General features: G+C 33.8%; 14 protein-coding genes. 6 read left to right on the forward strand and 8 right to left on the reverse strand.

Features of this window, described 5'->3' with window-relative positions:
* Positions 1-2 precede the first annotated feature (2 nt).
* Genes sufC through AC3E9W_RS03335 form a run of 5 tightly spaced genes read right to left on the reverse strand, consistent with a single transcriptional unit; the run spans position 3 to position 3,074 of the window.
* Positions 3-749 (reverse strand): Fe-S cluster assembly ATPase SufC, encoded by a 747-nt coding sequence (sufC, locus tag AC3E9W_RS03315; RefSeq protein ID WP_008466070.1) that lies wholly within the window; start codon positions 747-749, stop codon positions 3-5.
* An 11-nt stretch (positions 750-760) separates the two neighbouring features.
* Positions 761-1,033 (reverse strand): Txe/YoeB family addiction module toxin, encoded by a 273-nt coding sequence (locus AC3E9W_RS03320; protein WP_306154496.1) that lies wholly within the window; start codon positions 1,031-1,033, stop codon positions 761-763.
* Positions 1,024-1,221: a DUF2683 family protein gene (locus AC3E9W_RS03325; protein WP_306154498.1), complete on the reverse strand. Its 198-nt coding sequence runs from the start codon at positions 1,219-1,221 to the stop codon at positions 1,024-1,026. Before AC3E9W_RS03325 ends, AC3E9W_RS03320 begins: the two co-directional genes overlap by 10 nt.
* Before the next feature lie 15 nt (positions 1,222-1,236).
* Positions 1,237-2,685 (reverse strand): Fe-S cluster assembly protein SufB, encoded by a 1,449-nt coding sequence (gene sufB, locus AC3E9W_RS03330; RefSeq protein ID WP_306154500.1) that lies wholly within the window; start codon positions 2,683-2,685, stop codon positions 1,237-1,239.
* 59 nt (positions 2,686-2,744) lie between these two features.
* The gene (locus AC3E9W_RS03335) at positions 2,745-3,074 is read right to left on the reverse strand and encodes a HesB/IscA family protein (RefSeq protein ID WP_026727150.1); all 330 of its coding nucleotides are present in this window, start codon (positions 3,072-3,074) and stop codon (positions 2,745-2,747) included.
* Between the two features lie 339 nt (positions 3,075-3,413).
* Here AC3E9W_RS03335 and AC3E9W_RS03340 point away from each other — a divergent pair, with 339 nt between their 5' ends.
* Both AC3E9W_RS03340 and AC3E9W_RS03345 read left to right on the forward strand, forming a co-directional pair.
* Positions 3,414-4,334: a hypothetical protein gene (locus AC3E9W_RS03340; protein WP_488766866.1), complete on the forward strand. Its 921-nt coding sequence runs from the start codon at positions 3,414-3,416 to the stop codon at positions 4,332-4,334.
* A gap of 76 nt (positions 4,335-4,410) precedes the next feature.
* The gene (locus AC3E9W_RS03345; protein ID WP_488766868.1) at positions 4,411-5,268 is read left to right on the forward strand and encodes an MBL fold metallo-hydrolase; all 858 of its coding nucleotides are present in this window, start codon (positions 4,411-4,413) and stop codon (positions 5,266-5,268) included.
* Between the two features lie 86 nt (positions 5,269-5,354).
* Here AC3E9W_RS03345 and AC3E9W_RS03350 read toward each other — a convergent pair whose 3' ends face one another.
* Both AC3E9W_RS03350 and AC3E9W_RS03355 read right to left on the reverse strand, forming a co-directional pair.
* A complete protein-coding gene (locus AC3E9W_RS03350) occupies positions 5,355-6,056 on the reverse strand; it encodes a glycoside hydrolase family 78 protein (RefSeq protein ID WP_488766870.1) in 702 nt (233 codons plus the stop codon).
* 3 nt (positions 6,057-6,059) lie between these two features.
* Positions 6,060-10,685 (reverse strand): T9SS type A sorting domain-containing protein, encoded by a 4,626-nt coding sequence (locus AC3E9W_RS03355; protein ID WP_488766871.1) that lies wholly within the window; start codon positions 10,683-10,685, stop codon positions 6,060-6,062.
* 300 nt (positions 10,686-10,985) lie between these two features.
* On the opposite strand from AC3E9W_RS03355, the gene AC3E9W_RS03360 reads away from it, so the two are divergent.
* Positions 10,986-12,620, forward strand: coding sequence for a S8 family peptidase (locus AC3E9W_RS03360; RefSeq protein ID WP_488766873.1), 1,635 nt, complete (start codon positions 10,986-10,988; stop codon positions 12,618-12,620).
* Between the two features lie 64 nt (positions 12,621-12,684).
* Positions 12,685-14,565, forward strand: a complete 1,881-nt coding sequence (locus tag AC3E9W_RS03365; RefSeq protein WP_488766874.1) for a M1 family metallopeptidase — start codon at positions 12,685-12,687, stop codon at positions 14,563-14,565.
* A 234-nt stretch (positions 14,566-14,799) separates the two neighbouring features.
* Here AC3E9W_RS03365 and AC3E9W_RS03370 read toward each other — a convergent pair whose 3' ends face one another.
* Positions 14,800-15,738, reverse strand: coding sequence for an L-threonine 3-dehydrogenase (locus AC3E9W_RS03370; protein WP_488766876.1), 939 nt, complete (start codon positions 15,736-15,738; stop codon positions 14,800-14,802).
* A gap of 311 nt (positions 15,739-16,049) precedes the next feature.
* Here AC3E9W_RS03370 and AC3E9W_RS03375 point away from each other — a divergent pair, with 311 nt between their 5' ends.
* Complete coding sequence (locus AC3E9W_RS03375; RefSeq protein ID WP_488766878.1) at positions 16,050-16,658, forward strand: hypothetical protein; 609 nt, start codon at positions 16,050-16,052, stop codon at positions 16,656-16,658.
* Positions 16,651-20,016: a transcription-repair coupling factor gene (gene mfd, locus AC3E9W_RS03380; RefSeq protein WP_488766880.1), complete on the forward strand. Its 3,366-nt coding sequence runs from the start codon at positions 16,651-16,653 to the stop codon at positions 20,014-20,016. The genes AC3E9W_RS03375 and mfd overlap by 8 nt, the downstream gene beginning before the upstream one ends.
* Positions 20,017-20,112 lie beyond the last annotated feature (96 nt).

Consider the following 20,112-nt stretch of genomic DNA (forward strand, 5'->3'; position numbering starts at 1 on the left):
AACTAGTTCTCTGCTTTGATCCAGTCGTATCCTTTTTCTTCTAATTCGTAAGCCAATTCTTTTCCGCCAGATTTTACGATTCTTCCATTATATAATACGTGAACGAAATCAGGAACGATATAATCTAACAAACGTTGGTAGTGCGTAATAACGATAATAGCGTTTTTGTCGCTTTTTAATTTGTTTACGCCATTTGCAACAATTCTTAAAGCATCGATATCAAGACCAGAATCGGTTTCGTCAAGAATAGCCAATTTTGGCTCTAACATTGCCATTTGGAAAATCTCATTTCTCTTTTTCTCTCCTCCAGAAAAACCTTCGTTAAGAGAACGAGATAAAAATTTACGGTCGATTTCTAATAATTCAGATTTCTCACGAATCACTTTCAGCATTTCGTTAGCAGGCATTTCTTCCTGACCGTTTGCTTTACGAGTTTCGTTGATAGCCGTTTTCATAAAGTTAGTTACACTAACTCCAGGAATTTCTACAGGATACTGAAACGAAAGGAAAACACCTTTATGTGCTCTTTCTTCTGGTGCAAGATCAGCAAGATCTTCTCCGTCAAGAATTACCTCTCCGTCTGTAACTTCATAGTTTTCGTTTCCTGCAATAACAGCAGAAAGTGTACTTTTTCCAGAACCGTTTGGTCCCATGATAGCGTGAACTTCTCCCGCTTTAACTTCAATATTGATTCCTTTAAGGATTTCTTTATCACCAATCGCGGCGTGAAGGTTTTTTATACTTAACATTTGTATTTATTTTATTCGTAATGTCCTTTCATCGAAAGGATATCTAATATTTCAATTGTTTCTTCTTCGGTAACTCTGTAAATTAATCTGTGCTCTTGATTTATCCTTCTGGACCATTTTCCTGAAAGTTGATATTTCAAAGGTTCTGGTTTTCCAATTCCTTCATAAGGATGAAGTAAAATGTCTTCAATCAAGGCTGTAATCTTATTCATGACCGCTTTATTTCCAGATTTTTTCCAATATTCTCTGTCTTTTTGAGCTTTTTCAGAATAAATTACTTCCACAAATCTTCTGTTTTTATTTTAATTCCTTTCCCGTCTTTTATGCTCTTTTCAGCGTCTAAAATTTCTTTTACAAATTCGGGATTATATGGTTTTTCTACTTCTTCAACAATTTCGAAACCAAGAGATTTTGCGAGTGATTTAAAAATCGGAAAATCTTTCTTATTTACATTTTTTAAAAGTATATCCATAATGTTTTGTTTTTATTAACCTACAGAACCTTCAAGAGAAATCTCTAATAATTTCTGAGCTTCAACTGCAAATTCCATTGGAAGTTTGTTCAAGACATCTTTACTGAAACCGTTTACAATTAAGGCAATCGCTTTTTCAGTCGGGATACCTCTTTGGTTGCAATAGAAAACTTGATCTTCTCCAATTTTGCTTGTCGTTGCTTCGTGCTCAATTTTTGCCGATGGATTTTTACTTTCGATATAAGGAAAAGTATGCGCTCCACAGTTATTACCCATTAAAAGAGAATCACATTGAGAAAAGTTTCTTGCATTTTCTGCTCTCGGAGAAATCTGCACTAATCCACGGTAACTGTTTTGTGATTTTCCTGCAGAAATACCTTTAGAAATAATAGTCGATTTAGTGTTTTTTCCTAAATGGATCATTTTTGTTCCGGTATCAGCTTGTTGGAAATTATTAGTAACAGCAATAGAATAAAATTCTCCTACTGAATTATCTCCTTTAAGTACACAAGAAGGATATTTCCAAGTTACAGCAGAACCTGTTTCAACTTGCGTCCACGAAATTTTAGCGTTAGTTTCGCATAAACCTCTTTTAGTTACGAAGTTGAAAACTCCACCTTTACCTTCTTTGTTTCCTGGAAACCAGTTTTGAACTGTTGAATATTTAATTTCAGCATCATCCAAAGCGATTAATTCAACTACAGCAGCGTGTAATTGGTTTTCGTCACGACTTGGAGCTGTACATCCTTCAAGGTAAGAAACGTAGCTTCCTTCATCAGCAATAACCAAAGTTCTTTCGAATTGTCCAGTTCCTGCTTGATTGATTCTGAAATAGGTTGAAAGTTCCATCGGACATTTTACGCCTTTTGGAATGTAGCAGAAACTTCCGTCAGAGAAAACAGCTGAGTTTAAAGCAGCGTAGAAGTTATCTTTCTGAGGAACAACTGTACCTAAATATTTTTTAACTAATTCTGGATGCTCTTTGATAGCCTCAGAAATCGGACAGAAAATAATTCCTTTTTCTGCCAAAGTTTTCTTGAAAGTTGTAGCTACAGAAACTGAGTCGACTACAATATCCATTGCGATATTGTTCATCTTTTTTTGTTCGTCTACAGAGATTCCCAATTTTTTGTACATTTCTAATAATTCTGGATCAACATCATCCAAAGTTTTATTAGGATCTACTTGTTTTGGAGCAGAATAATACGAAATAGCCTGAAAATCTGGTTTTTCGTATTGAACATTTGCCCATTCTGGTTCGATCATTTCCTTCCATGCGCGGAAAGCTTCAATACGCCAGTCGGTCATCCACTCTGGCTCTTCTTTTTTAAGAGAAATGGCTCTTACGATATCTTCGTTTAAGCCCACAGGAAATGTTTCAGACTCTATATTGGTATAAAATCCGTATTCGTATTCTTTAGTTTCCAGTTCGATTTTTAAATCGTCTTCGGTGTATTTGCTCATTATTTTATTTAATATCAAGTAAAAATTAAATTTCTACTTTACGATTTTTTTAGCTTTAATTATAGTGAGAATGACTCTCCGCAACCACAAGTTCTGCTTGCATTCGGGTTATTGAAAACAAACCCTTTTCCGTTTAATCCGCCCGAAAATTCAAGAATTGTTCCGGCTAAATAAAGAAATGATTTTTTTTCAACTGCAATTTGTATGTCGTTATCTACGAAAATTTTGTCATCGTCACCCTTAGTTTTGTCAAATTTTAAATCATAAGACAAACCAGAGCATCCGCCGCTTTTTACACCTACTCTAACATAGTCGTGCGCAGCGTCAAAACCATCATCTGTCATTAAGTCGATGATTTTCTTTTTGGCTGTATCAGAAACTTTTATCATTGTTTTTTAGTATTTATCTTTTCAACATTCCTTTAATTAATCTTTAAAAAGTAATTAAATTAGTACATTTTAAAGTGCTGTATGTCAATGCAGAAATGAAATTATCTGCAAAGATACGACTTAAAAACCTTTTTCCATAGCGGTTCACATTATTATAACAAATGAGAAAATAGATATTACTTATTTTGTTAAATAGACCTTGGAAACAGCTCCGATTAAAAAAAACTTTTTTTTTAGAATTAAAGCTGCAAATATCGCTTGTAAATGTTAAAAAACAAGTATTTCTACTGATTATAGTCGTTTTTTATTCAATATTTTTGCAGAAAATTATAAGTAATTATGAATAAACAAAATGAAATTAAGTGGTTTAAGCCCTTGTTTGCTTTAATTTTTGTTTTAGGAATAGGTGCTGTAGCTTTAGTTTTTAGTAATGAGAATGATGCGATTGAAAGTGAAGCTGGAAATAAAAGTATAGTAAATACAATTTCATCTGAAAGTAGAGAAACAAGCGAACAAAAAGATATTTTAGATTCTTTGAATGTATTGAAAGAAGCGTATGATCAGGCTATTTTAGAAAAAACAGCTTTGTCTAAAGAATTAGAATTAGAGCGCAGAAATGTAGAAAGTTTAATGGAAATCATTAAAGTTTCGCAAAATCCGTCTGCAGATCAAATTCGAATTTATAGAAATCAGCTTTTTGGTCTGAAATCTTCATTGGAAAGTAAAGTGACGGAGATTAAAAAATTGAAATCGCAGAATAAAAATTTATTGACAGAAATTGAAAGTCAGAACGTGGTCATGTATAAGCAAAAGGCAGAAAATGATACTTTGATTTCTAAACAAAAGAAATTAGAATCGACTTTAAAAGATGCTTCAAGGCTTTATTTGAGCAATTTTAAAGCTGTTGCGCTTCGCGAAAAAAGCTCAGGAGCAGAATTTGAAACTACAAAGGCAAAGAATACCAAAAAGCTTAAAATTAGTTTTACAGTTAACGGAAATGCGGTTGCAAAAACAGGAAGAAGAGTTTTTTATGTTCAGGTTTTAGATCATAAAAACACGGTTTTAGGAGACAATAAATTGATTGAGTTTGGGAATGATAAAGCGTTGGTGTATAGTTTTATTGTCAGCGCCGATTTTCAAGGAAAATCGTTAAATGCTTACGGAATTTTAAATGCAGATCAGTTTAAGAAAGGAACTTACTTTGTAAATTATTTTGATAAACAGGAAATAATGGGAAGCACTTCAGTAACATTAGAGTAGCCAAAAGTTTTTAACCTTAAATTTTAGCAAAAGGAGTTTGAATTTTCTAGCTTTGTTGTTTTAGAAAATCATTCTCATGAAACTTTACCCAATAGAATCTGGAAATTTTAAGTTAGACGGAGGCGCTATGTTTGGCGTTGTTCCTAAAACGATTTGGAATAAAACTAATCCTGCCGACGCTAATAATCTTATCGATATTGCTGCGCGCTGTTTACTGATAGAAGATGGAAATTGTCTTATTTTGATTGACACGGGAATGGGCGATAAGCAATCTGAAAAATTCTTTGGATATTACTCGCTTTGGGGATCTCATTCGTTAGATAAATCTTTAGCAAAATATGGTTTTAACCGAGATGATATAACAGATGTTTTTATGACGCATCTTCATTTTGACCATTGCGGCGGAAGCGTTCAGTGGAATTCGGATAAAACGGGTTATGAGCCAGCGTTTAAAAATGCTAAGTTTTGGACAAACGAAAATCATTGGGAATGGGCAATTAAACCAAATACGCGTGAAAAAGCTTCTTTCTTAGCAGAAAATATCCTGCCAATGCAGGAAAGCGGACAATTGAATTTTATTGAAAGACCTGATTCTGACTTTGGTTTCTCAAAAGAATTAGGTTTCGACATTTACTATGTAGACGGACATACCGAAAAGCAAATGATTCCGTACATTAAATACAAAGACAAAACGATTGTTTTTTGTGCCGATTTATTGGCTACAGCCGGACATATTCCGCTTCCGTATGTTATGGGTTACGATACAAGACCGTTGTTAACTATGCCAGAAAAATCAAAATTTTTGAATGCAGCAGCAGATCAGAATCATTATTTGTTTCTAGAACACGATGCGTACAATCAGATTATAACGGTTGAACATACCGAAAAAGGTGTTCGATTAAAAGAGGTTTTTACCTGTGAAGAGATTCTTTAATCATAATACTCAAAATGTAAAAAATCCCATTTTCAACTGAATGAAAATGGGATTTTTTGGGTTTTAACTAATTGTAATTTTTAAGTCTAATTTGTCTTGAATTTCCAAACCTGACCTACGGTTTCACCACCTTTATTGTCTTTTACAACAATTCTCCAGTAATACTGCGTAGTCGATTGAAGCGCAACTTCAAATGATTTTGAACTTGCATTCTCGCTTACTTTTGCCGTTGGTGGATTTGCTGTTCCAAAATAAATGTCATAAGTAAGAATATCAGCAGTATCAACATCAGAAGCTTTCCACGTTAAGTTTGCAGAAGAGGTACCGATTGCTGCGTTTAATACAGGAGAAACCAATTCTGGTGCAAAAGGTAAATGATTCACAACAGCTGTACCGGCAGTATAAAACTTAAAAGTAGATGAATAAGCACTAGCTAATCCTTTAGCGTCTGTTGCTTTGACTCTCCAGTAATAAGCAGTGTTTTTCTCTAATGCCAAAGCGCTTGTAGAAAGAGAAGAATTGTCTAATGTGCTCATAATTTGAGTAAATCCGTTATCTTTTGCGATTTGGATTTGATAAACAATCGCATCTTTTTGCTCATCTGTTGAAGCATTCCATTGAAAAGAAACATTGTTGTCCAAACATAATTTATTATCTGCAGGAATTGTTAAAACAGGTGCTGTAGGAGCAGTATTTACTGGCGCAGGCGCAACTGGATCATCTCCACCTCCGCTTCCACAGGCTGCAAATACTAAACAGATTATTGAAAGGTATATAGAATTCTTCATTTTTTATTTTTTTATGATTTTAACGTATTCCGGAGTTTCTAAATTGATTTTAGCAGCATAAATTCCTGAAGGTAATTTTTCAAGATTTAAAATAGCTTTTCCGCTTTCAATGTTATAAGTTCCTTGAGAAACTACTTGACCACCAAAATTGTATAATTCAATTGCAACTTCAGTTTTAGTGCTCGGAATTTCGATTTCGATACTACCAGAAGTAGGGTTTGGATAAGCCGCAAGAGTAGTTCCTAATTCATAAGAAGTAACTTTTTTAGCATACACGCCTTCACAAGCTTTTGCAGTTGCTACTTCAACCAATCCAGCTTTATCCAAAGCAACTGTAAAATTAGCATCTGTTGTTTGGAATTGCTCTGCGCCGTCAACAAATACTGTAAATGGAGCTGTTCCTTCCGTAATTTCAACTTCTACATTTTTTGCAGATACATTAGATTTTCCTGTAATAGTTGCTCCTTTTTGAATAGTTACATTAAAATTCTGTTCGAAAATCATTTCAGGAATTGTAATCTTAATCGCGTAAACTCCAGGAGACAATGCTGCAACTTTTAGACTGTTATTTGTAAAAGTGTAAGCTTTATCGTTAATGATAGCTTTGTAAGCAAATGAAGCTTGTGCAACGATGCTAATTTCTCCATTATTTTCTCCTAAACAAGATTCTCCTTTAGTCTCAACAGTAAAATTGTAAGAAGGTAAAAACAATTCGCCAGTACATTCTGTGTTATAAGTTGCTGTAGCATCTTTTCTATTTGCCCAGTTTGCATTAGCGTATATTACATCATCAACAAGAATACAGTACAATTTTGGATTGTTTGAAAATGACACATAACCATTTTTCATCAAAGCATTATTGCCATTTTGCAGATTCAATGTTTGTAGTTGAGCGCTATTATAACAGTTTAAATAATAGATTTTTGGATTTTTAGAAATGTCCAAACTTTTCAATAAGCCACTTCCAGCTTCTAGAAAAATAAGCTCTTTATTTTGAGATAAATCTATAGATTCAATTTTATTTCCTTCAAATGTTAAATAGTTCAAATTAGTATTTTGTGTCACATCTAGACTAGAAATCGAGTTATTGCCACAAGACAATATTTTCAGAGGAGTATTTTTAGAAACATTTAAAGATGTGAATTTGTTTATACTTACATCTAAATTAGTCAAAGTAGTATTTTTAGAAAAATCCCATTCTTTAATTAAGTTATTTCTAGCAGATAATTCTTTTAATGATATAAAATCTTGAAGTCCTGTTAAATCCGAAATCTCAGCTTTATCAATATTCAAAGATGTAATTTCAATAATTTTTGCGGTAGCAACTTTTCCATCTCTTGCACCCGAATCAATTCCAAGAGCAATTAATTTGTCTTCAAATTTAGGATCAGGAATTGCTGTCGAATATTCACAACTTGTACTGTATGAAGCTGTAGCATCTTTAAATGCGCTCCATTTTGAATTAGCATAAGTTTCATCATCTACCTGAATGCAAGTTAAATTAGGATTGTTGGTGAAATTTTTAACACCTGGCCCATCAGAAGCAATATTGTTTCCGTTTTTTAAATTTAAAGAACGAAGTTTGTTGTTAGGGCAATAAACCGCAAATAGATTTTTATTTTTTGATAAATCTAAAGATGTAAGCTCATTATCGTTGCAGATAAGAGATTGAAGAGCGCCATTGCTGTATAAATTTAATTGTGTCAATTTATTTTTGGCAACACTTAAACTGTTTAATTTTAAATTCTTAGAAACATCTATTTTAGTCAAATTGTTTTCATTAGCTAAAAGCGATTCTAAGCTAGCAAAATCTTCAATACCAGTTAAATCAGTAATTTCAGCATTTGAAATATCTAATGATGTTAAATAAGCAATATTAGCAGTAAGAACTTTTCCGTCTCTTGCGCCCGAATCAATTCCAAGAGCAATTAATTTGTCTTCAAATTTAGGATCAGGAATAGCTGTGCTGTAAGCGCAATTAGTGCTATAGCTTGCTGCAGCATCTTTTTTGGTCCAATTTGCAGTAGAATATGCAACATCATCTACTTCTAGACAGCTTAATGAAGGGTTAGTTGTTACTTCAAATGAAGTAATTTTAGTGTTATTTCCGTTCTTTAAGTTCAGACTTTTTAATTTGTTGCTGTTTACGGAAACATATACTAAATCAGTATTTTTAGAAAGATCTAAAGTGGTAAGGATGTTTCCGAAAGCATAAAAATATTGAAGCTTAGTGTTAGATGTTAAATCAAGTGTAGATAATTGATTTGCTGAACAATTTAAATTAGTTAAAAGTACATTATTTGTTAGATCAAGAGAAGTTAACAAACCTGAACCACCATTGGCAGAACTATAATAACTGCCCGAACAATCTAAATTGGTTAGTTTTTTATTGTTTTTTAAGTCTAAAGAAACTATTGGATTTTGAGCCAAGTTTAAGCTTGATAATTCTGGATTTTTAGAAAGATCTATCGTAGTTATTCTATTATATTTAAGATCTAAACTTAAAAGTGCTGGATTGTTTCTTACATCCAAACTTGTAATTGCCGTGCTTGAACAATTTAGATATTTTAAAGCAGTATTTTCGGAAACATTAATTTTTGTTATCGGATTGTAATCGCAAGAAATTGCAGATAAAGCTTTATTGGCACTAAAATCAATTGATGTAAAATTGTTTCTGTGGACATAAATGCTCTCTAGTGCCAGATTTTTAGAAACATTAATTTCTGTGAATTTATTATTGTAAAGATTTAATGTTTTTAAATTTACAAGAGCAGACAAATCTATAGAATCCAAATTATTTGAAGTACAGCTTAATTCGGTTAACTTGGTGTTAGCACTAAGATTAATATTTTTTGTCTTTATACCGCTACAGTATAATCTTTTTAAATTCGAAAAAACTTCCAATCCTGTTAGGTCTGTAATAGGAGCATCATCAATGTTTAAATACTCAGCGTTAGCTATTTTCTTTGTTAGCACTTTACCATCCTGTACCACGTCTAATCCGTTGTATATTAGCTTCTTTTCAAATTCTACATCTGGAATAAGAGTATATTCTGGTTCAGAACAAGTTAAAGTAAAATCAACAGATATGTCTTTTCCCGTGCTCCAGTTTGTATTAGCATAATCGACATCATCAACCGTAATGCAATATAGACTAGTATTTTCAGTTGCAATAAGGCTGCCTTTTTTGATTAGAGTATTTTGCCCGTTTTTTAAGTTTAATTCTGTTAATGATCTATTTGATCTAGCATTTACATATGTTAAAGCGACATTTTTGCTAAGGTCTAATTTGGTTAGCTGATTCTCATAAATGTATAATGTTTGTAATTTAACATTACTCGACAAGTCGATATTTGTCAGTGCATTAGAATAGCAATATAATTCTCTCAGCTCAGTCAATTTAGAAAGATCTACGCTTTTAATTTTATTATCTCCGAACATTAATTGAGTTAATTTTGTGTTTTGAGAAACATTTAAATTTTCAATGTTGCTCCTTTCACAACGAAAAAAAGTTAAATTAACGTTTTTAGAAAGATCTACAGTAGGCGTATTGTTGTACATATTTACAAAATATGTTAACGAAACAAAATCTTGAAGACCAGTTAAGTCAGTAATCGAACTCGATGATACATCTAAACTGGTGAGTTTATTGATTTTACTAGTAGGAACTTTACCGTCTGGCGTACCCGAATCTATGCCTAAAGCAATTAATTTCTTTTCAAAATTGATATCGGGAATAGATGTGCTCGGAACTTCTATACTGCAATCGGTGTTATAAACAGCCGCGGCATCTTTTAGATTTGCCCAGTTTGCCGTTGCAGTAACTTCATTATCAACCTGAATACAGCTTAAGTTTGAATTGTTTTTAAAAGTAGAAGTAGTAGTTAAAATGGTGTTTTTTCCATTTTTTAAATTTAAACTTTTTAATTGATTCGAACTGCAGTCTACAAATGTAAGCGCAATATTGTTTGAAAGATCCAATGTCTTCAAACTATTTCCTTGACAATTTAATAACTGTAAAGATTTATTTTCTGAAAGATCTAAACTAGTTAAATTGCTGAAATTACAGTTTAAAAATGTCAAATAAGGATTCTTAAAAAGATTTAGCCCATTTGTAAAATCATTTGCAGAACAGTTAAGGCTACTTAGATTAATATTGTTTGCAAGATTTAAAGCTTTAAGCTTGTTATCATAGCAGTTTACAGTTCTTATGTAAGTAATTGCCGATATATCTAAAGCAGTTAGTAAATTACTAGCACAATTTAAATTATCTAAAGACGTATTTTTCGAAAGATTTAAACTTGTTATTTTGTTAGAAAAACAATTTAGAATTGTAAGTGATGTATTTTGAGAAACATCAAGAGAAGTTAAATTGTTAAAAGAACAAATTAGCTGGGTCAATGCTTTGAAGTCTTGAATTCCAGTTAAGTCGCTAATATTTAATCCGTTTACATTTAATGTTTTTATGGCAGAAATGTTTGCGGTTAAAACCTGTCCGTCAGGAGTTCCTGAATCGTATTTTTCATTAATTAAGAATTTCTCGAAATTAGGATCGGGAATCTTAGTGTATTGTTGGGCATAAATAGAAAAATTTGCCAGTAACAGCAATAAGAGTAGTTTTGCTTTCATAGAAAAAGTTTAGAATTAGGTCGCGCAAGTGTAAGTCAATTAAATGGATAAACCTTACGGGAAGACGTAACGACTGTATTATTTGTTGATTTTTTTACAGTTTAAAAAGAAATAATTCACTCAAAATATATTTGCGATTATTAATCTTACAACATTCATTTGGTATTTTAATGTTTGTAAATATTATAGTTTAAGCATTTTACATCAAAATTTCATAACACAGTGTTAACAGTTAGTTTTTTGTAACAAAAAAGCATAATTTAGACCCATCTTTTAACTTTACTTAAATATCACACATAAATGAATCATATAAAACCCCTCAAATTATCTGCTTTTGCATTGCTTGTTTTAGCAGGATGTAGTGCTACAGTTCAAGCGCAGGTTTCCACTTCAAAAGAGTTTATCAAAGCTCCTGCAGCAGTTGTAAAAAAAGCTCCCCTTAGCGAAAATGAATTAAAAAGATGGAGTCATCTTGATCTAATAAAAGATTCAATTCCAGGAATGAGTGTTGATAAAGCTTACGCTGAATTATTGCAAGGTAAAAAAGGCGTAAAAGTAATCGTAGGAATTGTAGATTCTGGTGTAGATATCGAGCACGAAGATCTTCAGGGAATGATCTGGACGAATGCAAAAGAAATTCCAGGAAACGGAATCGATGATGATAAAAACGGATTTATTGATGATGTTCACGGATGGAATTTCCTTGGAGATGCTGTTCACGAAAATCTGGAAATGACTCGTATCGTGAAAAAAGCCGATGACGGTTCTGCAGAATACAAAGCTGCTCTAGCACAATTTACAGAGAAATACGAAGAAGCGCTTCAAGATAAACAGCAAGCAGATTTTTTAATGGAAGTTCATAATACCATAAAAAAAGAACTTAATAAGACAGATTATAAAATCGAAGATTTAAGTGCAATTACTTCTACAGATCCAAAAGTGGCAAGAAGTAAGGCGGTTATGACTCAGATTTTTACAAATGCTGGCCCAACTTTTAATCCAGAAGAAGAATTAAAAGAGTATAGCGATCAGGTTGAAGAGCAGTTAAAATACAACTTAAATAAAGATTTTGACGGAAGAAAAATCGTAGGAGATAATCCAGACGATATTAAAGGTACTAAATATGGAAATAACGTAGTATTCGGTCCAGATAAAGAAAAAGCATTACACGGAACTCACGTTGCTGGAATTATTGCGCAAATTCGCGGTAATAATTTAGGTGGGGACGGAGTAGCGACAAATGTTGAAATTTTGACAGTTAGAGCCGTTCCAGACGGAGACGAATATGATAAAGATATTGCTTTAGCAATTCGTTACGCAGTAGACAATGGGGCAAAAGTAATCAACGGAAGTTTCGGAAAAAGCTTTTCTCCGCACAAAGACTGGGTTTACGATGCGATTAAGTATGCAGCTAAAAAAGACGTTTTAATTGTTCACGCTGCGGGTAACGACGGTTACAATATTGACGAAACAAAAAACATCAATTATCCAAACGATTCTCAAGACAACGTAAAAGAATTTGCAGATAATTTAATCACCATTGGAGCGATTAATAAATCGTATGGAGAAACAGTTGTAGCATCATTTTCAAACTTCGGAAAAATAAACGTAGACGTTTTTGCTCCAGGTGAAGAAATTTATGCAACAGTTCCAAACAACAAATACAAATATTTACAAGGAACATCAATGGCATCTCCAAATGCTGCGGGTGTTGCGGCTTTGATTCGCTCTTACTATCCAAAATTAAAAGCCGCACAGGTTAAAAAGATTTTGATGGATTCTGGTGTAGCACTTCCTTCAACAGTTGTTTTAGGTAAAAGCGAAAATCCTGGAGAGAAACCAGCTGCCGTTTCTTCTGTAGAATCATCAAAAACAGCGAAGATGGTAAATGCTTACAATGCTTTATTAATGGCTGAAAAGATGTCTAAAAAATAAGCAACATTAAACGATTAATCCAATGGAAGAGTTCGCGCTCTTCCATTTTCTATTACATATAAACATGCGAAAAATTATTTTACTTTCTTTCCTAAGCTTAGGTTTTAACTCGGCTTTCGCGCAAAGCGCCCCATATTGGCAGCAGCACGCTGACTATAAAATGGAAGTTTCGATGGATGTAAAAAACTATCAGTACAAAGGAAAACAAGAATTGGTTTATACCAACAACTCTTCTGATACACTAAAAAAAGTATTCTATCATTTGTTTCCAAATGCTTTTCAGCCAGGAAGCGAAATGGATGCACGTCTTCATTTTATTAAAGATCCAGACGGAAGAATGGTTAACAAAGTAAAAGGAGCAGACGGAAAAGAAGTAAAACAAAGCCGTATTGAAACTTTAAAACCAAACGAAATTGGTTATTTGAAAATTACAAATTTCAAACAAGATGGTGCTGTTGCTCAAACAAGAGTTTCAGGAACAATCTTAGAAGTGACTTTGGCAAAACCAATTCTGCCAAATTCTAAAACGACTTTTACATTAGATTTTGACGGACAAGTTCCAGTACAGATTCGTCGTTCTGGAAGAAACAATTCTGAAGGAGTAGAGCTTTCTATGTCTCAATGGTATCCAAAATTAGCCGAATTTGATTTCGAAGGATGGCACGCAGATCCATACATCGCGAGAGAATTTCACGGTGTTTGGGGTAATTTCGACGTAAAAATTACAATCGATAAAGATTATACAATTGGTGGATCTGGATATTTGCAAGACAAAAATTCTATCGGACACGGTTACCAAGATGCAGGTGTAACGGTTACTTATCCTAAAAAAGAAAAAACGTTAACATGGCATTTTATTGCACCAAACGTTCACGATTTTACATGGGCTGCAGACAAAGAATATACGCATGATATTGTAAAAGGACCAAACGATGTAGATTTGCATTTCTTCTACAAAAACAACGAAAAAACGACTGCAAACTGGAAACAGTTAGAGCCGTTAATGGTGAAAGTAATGGAATATTACAACCAAAGAGTTGGAGCTTATCCATACAAACAATATTCATTTATTCAAGGTGGAGATGGCGGAATGGAGTATGCAATGTGTACTTTAATGTTAGGAAACGGAACTCTTGAAGGAATCTTGGGAACTGCAACGCACGAATTAGGACACTCTTGGTTCCAGCACATTTTAGCTTCAAACGAATCTAAACACCCTTGGATGGACGAAGGTTTTACAACTTACATCGAAGACAGTGCTTTGAACGAATTAAAAGGAGACAAAAAAGAAGTGAATCCTTTTGTTGGAAATTACAAAGCATATTATAGTTTAGTAAATTCTGGTAAAGAACAGCCGCAGACAACGCATGGAGATCGTTACGATGAAAACCGTCCGTACAGTATTTCTTCTTATGTAAAAGGAAGCCTTTTCCTTTCTCAGTTAGAATATGTAATCGGAAAAGCTAACGTTGATGCAACTTTACACAGATATTTCAACGATTTTAAATTCAAGCATCCAACTCCAAATGATATTAAAAGAAGCGCTGAAAGAGTTTCTGGAGCTGAGTTAGATTGGTATTTAATTGATTGGACACAAACTACAAATACGATCGATTACGGAATTAAAGACGTAGCAGATAATGCTGGAAAAACAACTGTTTCTTTAGAAAGAATCGGTAGAATGCCAATGCCAATTGACTTAAAAGTAGATTATACAGACGGAACTTCTGAGACATTCTACATTCCGTTGAGAATGATGAATTTTATTAAGCCAAATCCAAACCCGAACGAAAAAAGAACAGTTTTGGAAGACTGGGCTTGGGCACAGCAAAACTATAGTTTTACAATTGATAAAGCCAAAACGGCAATCAAAAAAATCACTATCGATCCAAGCGGATTAATGGCTGATGTAAAACAGACAAATAACGTTTTTGAAGTGAAGTAATCTTCAAATAAAAAAATAGAAAAGTCCCGATTAAAATTTTAATCGGGACTTTTACTTTTAAGCCAAATAGAAAATTCAATAGCCTCCAGCTTTAGCTGGAGTTAAACAATCAAACATGAAAAAGGCTTTAGCCGAACACTTTAAGTTTGGCTAAAGCCTTTCGCTTTTACAATAAAAACCTCCAGCTAAAGCTGGAGGCAATTGAAAAATTTTATTAAATCGAGCTTAATAGATCTAACTCAAATGCTCAATCATATCTTTTGTCATAGATTCCAAATCAAATTTATGATTCCATCCCCAGTCTTCTCTGGCAGAAGAATCGTCAATACTTGCTGGCCAGCTGTCCGCAATTTTCTGACGGAAATCTGGATTGTAGGTAATCTCAAATTCCGGAATATGTTTTTTGATTTCAGCGGCAATTTCAGTTGGAGTAAAACTCATTGCAGCCAAATTATACGAAGAATGTATTTTAATTTCTTCAACAGGTGCTTTCATAATATTGATTGTTGCATCAATCGCATCATCCATATACATCATTGGCATTTTGGTTTCAGAAGATAAGAAACACTCATATTTTTTATCAGCAATCGCTTTATAGAAAATATCAACAGCGTAATCTGTAGTTCCACCGCCTGGAGGAGTTGACCAGCTAATTAAACCTGGGTAACGGATACTGCGCACATCAACACCATAAATATTATGATAGTACTCGCACCATCTTTCACCTGCTTGTTTACTGATTCCGTAAACTGTTGAAGGTTCCATTATAGTATATTGAGGTGTGTTTTCTTTTGGAGTTGTTGGGCCAAAAACGGCAATACTTGAAGGCCAGAAAATCTTCTGGATTTTTTTAGCTTTAGCTAAATTTAAAACATGAAAAAGCGAATTCATATTCAAATCCCAAGCAAAAGCAGGATTTTTTTCAGCCGTTGCAGACAAAAGAGCAGCCATTAGATAGACATCGGTAATTTTATGCACTTCTACCAAATGTTCGATCTGATTAAAATCTAAAGCATTGACCACCTCAAAAGGCCCTGAATTAACAACATCAGTATTCAATTTTCGAATATCGGAAGCGATTACATTCTCTGTTCCGTATATTTTGCGAAGCTTTTGAGTCAGCTCCGTTCCAATCTGACCGCAAGCGCCAATGATCAATATTTTTGGATTCATTTTTTCATGATTTTTAGATTTACAAATATAACGTTTTCGCAATTACGTGAGTTTTTTTGAATAATAAATTATTAATTCAATAATTAAAAAGTTTGTTTGTTGGATTATTCTCTTTTAGAGGGGTGTGTCTTTGTGCCTTTTTATTTTCGGTTTAAAAGGTCATTTTTAAGAAGAATAAAACGAAAAAAATCTTCTTATTTCACGTCATAAAGGACAAAAATAATAACCTTGATTTATAGAATCTTTAGCATAAAATCAGAATTCATATTTGTAAATTTACTTCGTAACTTTGCAGCCTAACATTTTAATAAATGAAATACAAAATATCTCTTTTTCTGCTTTTGACAACTGTGTTATTTTCTTGCCAAAATGAAAATGAAAAACGCCTTGCAGAAAACGCAAAAGAAGCGAAAAAGAAAGAAGCTATTTTTAATAATATAAATAAAGGCTGGACTTTTCTAGACGAACCCATTAATGAAATTTCAGAATCACAATTGAATTCCTGGACAGAATGGCGTGAGTTTATGAAAGAAATCGGCGATAAGCCAAGAAAAACAATTGGTGCCTTTCAGAAAAAATCTACTGCTATTGCTAAAAAAGCAATGGCTTTGAACAATAATATTCCTGCGCAGTTTAATCAGCCGCAGATCAAAAGCCGAATTTCTATTCTAATTACTAAAATTAAAATGCTGGATTTGTTTATTCATTTGAGTAAGATTCCAGACGATAAAGTGGTTTTTTTGATACAGGAAATCAATAAAGAGCTGATTTCGCTAGAAAGACAAATGGATAAAATTGTCGAAAAAGCCAAAATACCGAAAGAAGAAGGAGAAGCCGATTTCCTTAGAATGTTAGACACAGCACGCGCGATTCCGAGTTCGGCACCGCCAATAGATCCAAATATACCGAGAGTTGAGTAAAAACGCCTTATATACCACATACGATAATCTGCCAAAAGCACAGCAGATTGCATCGAGTTTACTGGAAGGTAACCAAGTAAAAATGAACATCAGCGGATTGTTAGGATCTGCTGTTTCATTTATTATACGTTCCGTTTTCAGGAAAACTGAACTGCCTTTTCTGATTGTTTTAGACAACAAAGAAGAGGCGGCTTATTACCTGAACGATTTAGAACAAATGATCGGTGAGCAGGATGTATTGTTTTATCCTGCATCATTTCGCCGTCCGTACCAAATTGATGAAACCGACAATGCCAATGTTTTACTTCGTGCTGAGGTTTTAAATAGAATTAATTCTAGAAAAAAACCAGCCGTAATTGTCACGTATCCAGAAGCTCTTTTTGAAAAAGTGGTTACGAGAAGAGAACTCGATAAAAATACTTTAAAAGTAGCGTTGAACGACAAAATTTCGATCGATTTTATCAATGAAGTTTTGTTTGAATACGAATTTAAAAGAGTTGATTTCATTACAGAACCTGGAGAATTTTCGGTTCGTGGAGGAATTGTCGATGTATTCTCTTTTTCAAACGATCATCCGTACCGAATTGAGTTTTTCGGAAACGAAGTAGACAGCATCAGAACTTTTGATGTTGAAACACAATTATCGGTTGAGACGCATAAAAAAATTACGATTATTCCGAATGTGGAGAACAAATTGTTTCAGGAAAATCGCGAAAGCTTTTTAGATTATATCGCCGAAAAAACCGTTCTTTTTATTCAAAATACCGAAGGGCTTTTTTCTCAATTAGATAGACAATTTGCAAGGGCAGAAGAAGCTTTTGAGAAACTTTCTAAAGAAATAAAACATGCCACGCCAGAACAATTGTTTTTGAATCAGGCTTCTTTTATAAAACGTTCTTTAGATTTTTCGGTTGTCGAATTGGCTTCAAGACCGGTTTATAAAACGACCAAAAAATTCGAATTTCATATTCAGCCTCAGCCTTCTTTCAATAAACAATTTGATTTATTGATGAATAATCTGAGCGAAAATCATTTTAACGGATATGTGAATTATTTGTTTTGTTCGAATGATACTCAGGCAAAACGTTTTCATGATATTTTTGAAAGTTTAGACGAAGCCAATTCGGAGAATATCAGAAAACAATATCATACGATTGTATTGCCTTTGTATCAAGGATTTATTGACGAAGAAAATCAGATTACGGCGTATACCGATCACCAGATTTTTGAGCGTTATCATAAATTCAACATCAAAAATGGCTATTCTAAAAAGCAGAATATCACTTTAAAAGAATTGACCGCACTTTCTGTTGGTGATTATGTAACACATATCGATCACGGAATCGGGAAGTTTGGCGGATTGCAGAAAATTCAAGTTGAAGGTAAAACACAAGAAGCTATAAAATTGGTTTATGCCGATAATGATATTGTGTACGTGAGCATTCACTCGCTGCATAAAATTTCGAAATACAACGGAAAAGACGGAACGCCTCCGAAAATATATAAATTAGGATCGAACGCTTGGAAAGTTCTGAAACAGAAGACCAAAGCGCGCGTTAAACATATTGCATTCAATTTGATTCAGCTGTATGCAAAACGTCGTTTAGAAAAAGGGTTTCAGTTTGCGCCAGACAGTTATCTTCAGAACGAATTAGAAAGTTCGTTTATTTATGAGGATACACCAGACCAAATGAAATCGACGGCTGAAGTAAAAGCCGATATGGAAAGCGATCGCCCTATGGATCGTTTGGTTTGCGGTGACGTTGGTTTTGGTAAAACGGAGGTTGCGATTCGTGCTGCTTTTAAAGCGGTTGATAACAGCAAACAAGTTGCGGTTTTAGTGCCGACGACTATTTTGGCGTATCAGCATTTTAGAACTTTCTCAGAACGTTTAAAAGATATGCCAGTTTCAATTGGTTACTTAAACCGATTTAGGACTGCAAAACAAAAAACACAGACTTTAAAAGATTTAGCCGAAGGAAAACTGGATATTGTTATTGGAACACACCAGTTGGTCAATAAAAATGTAGTTTTTAAAGATCTTGGTTTATTGATTGTCGATGAGGAACAAAAGTTTGGTGTAAACGTAAAAGATAAATTGAAAACCATTGCTGCAAATGTCGATACGTTGACATTGACAGCGACGCCAATTCCGAGAACTTTGCAGTTTTCCTTAATGGCGGCGCGAGATTTATCCGTAATTACAACGCCTCCGCCAAATCGTTATCCGATTGAAACGAATGTGGTTGGTTTTAATGAAGAAATCATCCGCGATGCGATTTCGTATGAAATTCAAAGAAACGGACAGGTTTTCTTTATTAATAACCGAATCGAAAATATTAAAGAAGTTGCAGGAATGATTCAGCGTTTGGTTCCAAATGCCAGAGTCGGAATCGGTCACGGACAAATGGACGGCGCGAAACTCGAAGAATTGATGTTAGGTTTTATGAACGGAGATTTTGATGTTCTAGTCGCAACCACAATCATCGAAAGCGGATTGGACGTTCCGAATGCCAACACGATTTTTATTAATAATGCCAATAATTTCGGATTGTCAGATTTGCATCAAATGCGTGGTCGAGTAGGACGAAGCAATAAAAAAGCATTTTGTTACTTTATCTGTCCGCCGTATTCGTCAATGACTGAAGATGCGAGAAAACGTATCCAAGCGTTGGAGCAATTCAGCGAATTAGGAAGCGGTTTCAATATTGCGATGAAAGATTTGGAGATTCGTGGAGCAGGAGATTTATTAGGTGGTGAACAAAGTGGTTTCATCAATGAAATTGGTTTTGATACGTACCAAAAAATCATGAACGAAGCGATCGAAGAATTGAAGGAAAACGAATTCAAAGATTTGTATCCTGAAGAAAATGATATCGATACGAAAGAATACGTAAAAGACATTCAAATCGATGCCGATTTCGAATTGTTGTTTCCAGATGAATATATTAATAACGTTTCAGAACGTTTGGTTTTATACAACGAATTGGGTGCCATAAAAGACGAAGCTGGTTTACAGGAATTCGAGAAAAAACTAATCGACCGTTTCGGGCCATTGCCAAAACAAGCAACAGCTTTATTAAACAGCATCAGAATAAAATGGATTGCTACGAAAGTCGGAATCGAGAAATTGGTTTTGAAACAAGGCAAAATGATTGGTTATTTCGTATCCGATCAACAATCTGATTATTATCAGTCTGTAAAGTTTAGAAATGTTTTAAACTTTGTTCAAAAGCATAGTAATCTCTGCAAAATGAAAGAAAAACAAACCGTTAATGGTTTACGTTTGTTATTGACTTTCGAAAATGTGAAGTCTATAAAACGTGCGCTGGAATTGATGGAGTTGTTTGAGGAATAAAAAAAATAGCCACGAATTCACGAATTGCTTTTTTAATAATTCGTGACTCGAGCGAAAGCGAACAGGCGAAGCAATTCGTGGCTAAAAAAAATTTAA

The organism is Flavobacterium sp. 38, from assembly GCF_057799715.1.